We start from the raw sequence: 6650 nt of genomic DNA on the forward strand, positions 1-6650 counted from the left end.
CTTATTCTCCTTCTTCCTCTACAATGTAGAGGAAGTTTTTTCTTTTCTATCGAACCGATCTGGACATGGCATCGTTACCTTTACAAAGTAGATAGAGGTCAGGAGAAAAAGAGGTGTGCCTGTCTCATGCAAAACTGGAGTGACGCGGACCTGATGCAACTCGTTATGCAAAAGCACCGTCCTGCGCTGGAAGACCTGTACGACCGCTACATCAAGCTTGTCTACTCATTTGCGCTCAAAGCCACGCAGGATGAGCAGCATGCCAAAGCAATCGTGCAGGCGGTATTTACCCGTCTGTGGACCTCGGAAACCGGCTACAACGCTGAAAAAGGGCTGTTTGTGAACTGGCTGATAACGATTACCCGCAACATCACGATCGATCATCTACGCAAAGAAAAGCGGAATCAGCGCTACGTTCCCGTCTCCCCTGAGCACTGGGAGCACATCCCGGACCATCCCGCCAATAATCCAGCTGACGTCATCTCCCGCAAGTTGATGCGCGAACAGATGGAAAAGGCCTATCAGTATCTCTCCCAGAGCCAGATCGAGCTGATTCAATCTTTGTATTGGGAGGGGCACTCACTCAGCGAAATTGCACGGATGCGCAACGAGCCGCTCGGCACCATCAAGAGTCGGCTGCACCAAACCTTGAAAATCTTGCGGAACCACTTGATACCAGAGATGGAGGGGTAACCGTGGAAACCCGTGACCGCTGTTCTTTATCAGATGAGCTCGTCTCTTATGCCATTGGGGAATGCACGGAGAAAGAGAAGCGCCTCATCGACGATCATCTCGCGTCATGTCCGTCTTGTCGCCAGGAAGTGAATGAATTACGGGAGGCATGGGCGTTGATTCCTTTCCAAATACCGTATCCGGCGGAAAATGTGGATGTGCCTGCCGATTTGAAAGCAGAAGTGATGGAAGCTATTTTTGAATCAAAAGAAAAACCAGTTCCCGCTTATGTCCTGTCTTGGAAGCAGCGGATTGCCACACGTTTGGAAGCCTGGATGCCTACCCCTCACCGATTCGTGATGGCGGGAATGGCGATTGCCTTGGTGGGAGTCCTTTGGAATAATCTTCAGCTCCGACAGCAGTTGGCTACATCTGATTCGTTCCAGCCCGCCCAGGTGGTGCAATCCTATACCTTGCAAGCTCCCCCTCATGCATACGCCCTGGCAAAGGGAACTGCATGGATGTATGAGCAAGGCAACAAAAAAAAGCTCATTCTGCATTTGCAAGGGCTCTCCCCCACTCAAGGATCGGAGGCTTATCAAGTCTGGCTCATACACGACGGGAAGCGTCAAAACGCTGGCGTGTTCCTGGTAGATCACCAAGGTACTGGCGTTCTGACCTACGAACTCCAGGATCCTGGCCAGACATTTGAGGGAATAGGCATCACCCTGGAGCCTGACGCAGAGGGAACCCAGCCCCGGGGAAAAAAAGTCCTAGGGACATAGCTTTGGGATCGAACCGTTCCTCCCACTCCTGCGTTACCTTTCGTGAAAGACAGCGGATTTCTACTTCACGAAAAGTATGGAGGAGGAACAAACATGAAAAAAATAGTTTCTGTTTTATTTGCGAGTGCAATGCTCACAGCAGCGTTGGGAATTGGCTCGGCTTTAGGCGCCACGTCTTCCCAAAACGCAGTCACCCTGGATGGAAAGCCTTTGCGCATGGAAAGTAAGCCGTTGGTCTCCAACAATCGGGTGATGGTATCTGCAAGTGAATTCGCGCAGGCTATCGGAGCTGCCGTTCTTTTTGATCAAGCTGCCAACTCTGTCACGATTCAGAAAGAGGCCAATACGTATCGGTTCACCCCGGGCAGCAAGACCGCCACGATCAATGGCAGCTCCGTTAACATGGACACCCCTGTCACTCTGATTCAGGGCGTCCCCTTTGTCCCTATCCGATTTCTCGCAGAGAATCTAGGAATGAGCGTCGACTATAACAAAGTCGGAAATGTCATCTCCCTTCATTCAGCAGTGGCCCCGTCACTGCTGATCCTTTCGCCCGCCAACGGGGACATTTTGTACACGGATCAGGTAAAGGTGTCCGTGGCGGCTTTTCAACATCATTTGGCGGATTTCCGCGAGCATGGAGAGGTCAAAGAGGGGGAAGGGCATATTCACGTATGGCTGGATACCGATCCGACCAATCCCAAGCTGGCCTACAAAATGATTAACGGCGAGCCTGCCGTCTTTGACAAGGTGGCTCCCGGAAAACACACGTTGACCGTACAACTGGTGGGCAACGACCATAAGCCCATCTCGCCCGAGGTGAAAAAGGTCATTCACTTTCAAACAACAGCAAAATCGGGCCATGAAGCAGCAGCATCCCACTCCGCCGCTCCCGCACCTTCCGCACATGCTGGAGTGCCTGCCGCGTCTGCCCATGCCGCTAAGAGCTACAACGTAGACATTCAATCCTTTTCATTCACTCCGGGAATTCTGACGATCGATTCAGGCTCTACCGTTACGTTTAAAAACCTCGACGACGTTGTCCACACGGTGACCGCCAAAGACGGGTCCTTCGACAGCGGCCCCATCAACAAAGGAGGCACCTATACCGCTACCTTCAGCAAACCGGGGGTATACGCTATCTACTGCAAGCCCCACACTTTCATGACAGGAACCATTACCGTGAAATAATCATCCAGATGCCCAACATAGCAGGGGGAAGCGGCACGAATTCAAACGTGCCGCTTCCCCCTGTTTCTTTTACGTATGAGCCCCCTCTGGCAAATGATTACGTATGAGATCCATGAAAATATCCAATGCTTTGGTATGAAACTCATTCGACTTCGTCAACAGGGAGAAATTCCGGGTCACTGGTGTACCTGCAACCTTGAGCGTGCAGAGAGTACCCAACTTTCGCTCTTTGCGGATGGCCCAATACGACAGCAGACTGATGCCAAGCCCAGCCTCCACGGATTCCTTGATCACTTGTGTACTGCCAAACTCCATCCTTTTGTCTGGAGCAATCTGCAGCTGGCGAAACATTTTTTCTGCCGCTTCTCGGGTTCCGGAACCTTCTTCTCGTACAATCCACGTCTCCGCTTCCAGATCCGCAAGGGTGAGCTTCTCTTTTCCGGCCAGCTGGTGATGGGGAGAAACGATCAAGTACATCCGATCATCGGCAAATGATTCAATACACATCTTGTCATCGACGTACTCCCCCTCCACGATGCCGACATCCAGCTGACGATTGGCGACCTGCTCTGCAATCACCGTCGAATTATGAATGGTGATCGTCGGAGTAATCGCAGGATAGTGCTCACGCATCCGTGCGACAACATGGGGCAAAACGTATTCCCCATAGGTATAGCTCGAACCAATGGTCAAACGTCCACTCGGCGTATTCATCAAGTCGTCCACCAGGTTTTGCATGCGCGTATGAAGACCCAGGATTTCACGGGCATGATGATAGACGATCTCGCCAGCTTTATTGAGGCGGACGTATTTGTTGCTGCGCTCGAGCAGCTTGGTTCCGATCGTTTTCTCCAGCGATTGAATGTATTGACTGACCGCCGGCTGGGTCATGTGCAGCTCTGCCGCGGCCCGGGAAAAATTTTGCCGGTCTGCCACTGTGACGAAGACTCGCAATTGCTGATCCATGATAAACCTCCACGAATCGATTTACTTTCTATTATACATATTTACTTATCATAACCATGCAGATGATTTATTTTTCTTATGATCATTCTTGCCTTATGCTGAGGATGGAATCGCCGAAAAAAGGAGAGAGTCGCAATGACTACCCATACGAAAGAACACGTCTCCATGGATAGTAGCATGGGGGCAGCCAAATCGAGGTCAAAGGTCTCTGCTCGGACGCTGTGGTTGGGCGGTGTCGCTTTTACCTTTTTGGTTGCCTTGCTCGGCTATGGACTGTCTAAAATACCTGGCTTCGATCGAGTAGGTCCTCTGGCTTGTGCCATTCTCATCGCCGTAGCGTACCGTCAGGTTTGGGGTTACCCGGAAAGCATCCGCTCCGGTATTCAATTTTCCGCCAAACGCCTGCTGCGTCTTGCCATTATCTTGTACGGGTTAAAGCTTAATATCGACGTCGTGCTCCATCAAGGCCTTGGCCTCCTGGTTTACGATGCCGGCGTGATCGCCTTTGCTATCTTGCTCACCGTGCTTTTGGCAAAATGGTTGAAAGCCGAGCCTTCTTTGTCCCTCATGCTCGGAGTAGGCACGGGCGTGTGCGGAGCTGCTGCCATCGCTGCCGTGTCTCCGATCATTCAAGCCAAAGAAGAAGATACCGCGATTGGCGTAGGCATTATTGCACTGGTAGGAACCGTCTTCTCCGTTCTTTACACGGTAGTGCGCCCTTACTTACCGCTCACACCTGTAGAATACGGGATGTGGTCAGGGATCAGCCTCCATGAGATTGCACATGTCGCACTGGCCGCCGCTCCTGCCGGGCAGGATGGACTCGCGATGGGTCTGTTGGCAAAGCTTGGCCGTGTATTGCTGCTCGTCCCCCTCTGTTTTATCCTGATGTACTGGATGAAACGGACAGGAAAAGTACAAAGCGGAACCAAAATCGAGTTCCCTTGGTTTCTCATCGGGTTTCTCGTCATGAGTGTGTTTGGCAGCTACGTGCTCGGATCGATCATTCCTGTCTCGGAAGGCTTTCAAACAGGCATTGCGAACGTAACCACATTTGTTCTGACGATGGCGATGGTCGGCCTCGGACTGAACGTCAATCTGCGAGCTCTGCGCACCAAAGCCGCTCGTCCGCTGATCGCCATGTCCATCACGTCCGTACTGCTTTCTGTGCTTTCTTTTTTCCTCATCTAGCCTTCATTTTGAATAAAGGAATCGCCAAAGATCGCCGGGCACGCACGCTCGGCGAATTTTTTTGGATTAAGACATCCACTCTTCTCGTATGATGGTAGCGGTCTGATTTGCTAGAAAGGAGGGGCCGTTACATGTCCACACGTCTTCTAAAGAAACGCCCCCATATCTTGTTGATCATCGTCGATGAAGAGCGCTTTCCTCCTGTCTATGAGGGTGCTGCGATCAAAGCCTGGAGCCAGAATCAGCTGCTGGCGCACCGTTTTTTGCGCAGCCACGGGCTGGAATTCTGCAACCACTACGTCTCTGCCACAGCCTGCTGTCCCAGTCGCGCCACCTTATTCACAGGCCAGTACCCTTCTCTGCACGGTGTCACACAAACCAGCGGTGCAGCAAAGCGGCCCGCTGACAGTGATATGTTTTGGCTGGATCCAAATACCGTTCCGACTCTAGGCGATTACTTTCGTGCGGCAGGCTACCGCACCTTCTACAAAGGGAAATGGCATTTTTCCAACGCGGACATTCACATACCAGGCACACACCAATCTGTCCCCAGCTATCAGCGTGGAACCGGCATTCCCGATCCTGAGCTGGTGCAGCTGTACCTGCAGGCAGATCGTCTTGAAGGTTACGGCTTTTCGGACTGGGTCGGTCCCGAGCCCGCAGGAGCTGCTCCCCACGATTCAGGCTCCTCTGCCGCGCACGGCATCAATGGCCGTGATGTCGTTTACAGTACCGACGTCATTTCCCTGCTCCACCAGCTTGAGCAGGAGCAGCTGCAGCTATCCCCCGCTCAGGAATTCGAGCCTTGGCTGATCGTCGCTTCCTTTGTGAATCCGCACGATATCACGCTATTTGGAGACTTTACCCAAGTCATGCCGATCTTCCGCTTTCACGTCGATGATTCTGTCCCGGATGTAGAACCGCCGCCTACCCAGCGAGAAACGCTTCGGACCAAGCCTCGCTGCCAGGCCAGCTATCGGGACGTGTTTCCCCAGGCTTTTCAGCCCATCTCTGATAACGCTCTCTACCGACGGCTCTACTATCAACTGCAAAAAAATGCGGACCAGCAAGTCATGCGAATCCTTCAAGCACTGGTGCAGTCGACTTTTTACCGGGAAACCATCGTCGTCTTCACTTCCGATCATGGCGACTTGCTCGGAGTACACGGAAACTTGCACCAAAAATTTTACTGCGCCTACGAGGAAGCGCTACACGTTCCGTTCATCGTCCATAATCCGCTCCTGTTCCCCAGCCCGCAAACCACCAGGCAGCTCAGCTGTCACGTCGACCTTCTCCCTACGCTGCTGGGGCTGATCGGTGCCGATCCGACAACGCTGCGCGCCGAACTGGAAAAGACTCACTCGGAAGCCCGCCCACCAGTTGGCCGCAATCTATCTGGGCTGATTCTCGGGACGGGTACATCGGAGCGTCTGGAAGAACCTCTTTATTTCATGACAGAAGACGACGTGACACAGGGACAGCATCAGATCAGTCTGTTGGGTCAGCCTTACCAATCCGTCATTCCTCCGAACCAGATCGAGACGGTCATCGCATCCGTCCGCTATAACCAAAAGAAAACGATCTGGAAATACTCCCGCTACTATAGCGACCGTTTGGAACGGGATGGGTGCACCTCTGCCGATGAAGATTACGAGCTGTACAATTTGACGGATGATCCCCTGGAGAGCTTCAATCTGGCTTCTCCTGTCTACGCTACTCCCCAGACGGAGCCCGTACGTCAATGGATGGAGCAATTGTTACAGGAACAGCGCGCTCAAAAACGTTTGACACCGCAAATCTATGGAATACGCTGAGGAATCAATGAAACCAGCTAATGTTTGTCAA

At 52.4% G+C, this 6650-nt stretch carries 6 protein-coding genes; 5 read left to right on the forward strand and 1 reads right to left on the reverse strand.

Annotation, left to right across the window (positions count from 1 at the left end; genetic code table 11):
• Positions 1-126 precede the first annotated feature (126 nt).
• From EDM59_RS27695 to EDM59_RS27705, 3 genes are all read left to right on the forward strand, one after another.
• A complete protein-coding gene (locus EDM59_RS27695; protein WP_122926591.1) occupies positions 127-693 on the forward strand; it encodes an RNA polymerase sigma factor in 567 nt (188 codons plus the stop codon).
• Between the two features lie 2 nt (positions 694-695).
• Positions 696-1457 carry an anti-sigma factor gene (locus tag EDM59_RS27700; protein ID WP_122926592.1) on the forward strand — a complete coding sequence of 254 codons (762 nt, stop codon included), beginning with the start codon at positions 696-698 and terminating at the stop codon, positions 1455-1457.
• A gap of 93 nt (positions 1458-1550) precedes the next feature.
• Positions 1551-2648 carry a stalk domain-containing protein gene (locus EDM59_RS27705; protein WP_122926593.1) on the forward strand — a complete coding sequence of 366 codons (1098 nt, stop codon included), beginning with the start codon at positions 1551-1553 and terminating at the stop codon, positions 2646-2648.
• Between the two features lie 69 nt (positions 2649-2717).
• On the opposite strand, the gene EDM59_RS27710 is transcribed toward EDM59_RS27705, so the two are convergent.
• Positions 2718-3614, reverse strand: coding sequence for a LysR family transcriptional regulator (locus EDM59_RS27710; RefSeq protein WP_122926594.1), 897 nt, complete (start codon positions 3612-3614; stop codon positions 2718-2720).
• Positions 3615-3779: 165 nt separating this feature from the next.
• On the opposite strand from EDM59_RS27710, the gene EDM59_RS27715 reads away from it, so the two are divergent.
• Together EDM59_RS27715 and EDM59_RS27720 are read left to right on the forward strand one after the other, a co-directional pair.
• Complete coding sequence (locus EDM59_RS27715; RefSeq protein WP_246011277.1) at positions 3780-4805, forward strand: YeiH family protein; 1026 nt, start codon at positions 3780-3782, stop codon at positions 4803-4805.
• A 131-nt stretch (positions 4806-4936) separates the two neighbouring features.
• Positions 4937-6619 (forward strand): sulfatase family protein, encoded by a 1683-nt coding sequence (locus EDM59_RS27720; RefSeq protein WP_122926596.1) that lies wholly within the window; start codon positions 4937-4939, stop codon positions 6617-6619.
• Positions 6620-6650 lie beyond the last annotated feature (31 nt).

This window comes from Brevibacillus nitrificans (assembly GCF_003710965.1).
GTDB classification, from domain to species: Bacteria; Bacillota; Bacilli; order Brevibacillales; family Brevibacillaceae; genus Brevibacillus; species Brevibacillus centrosporus.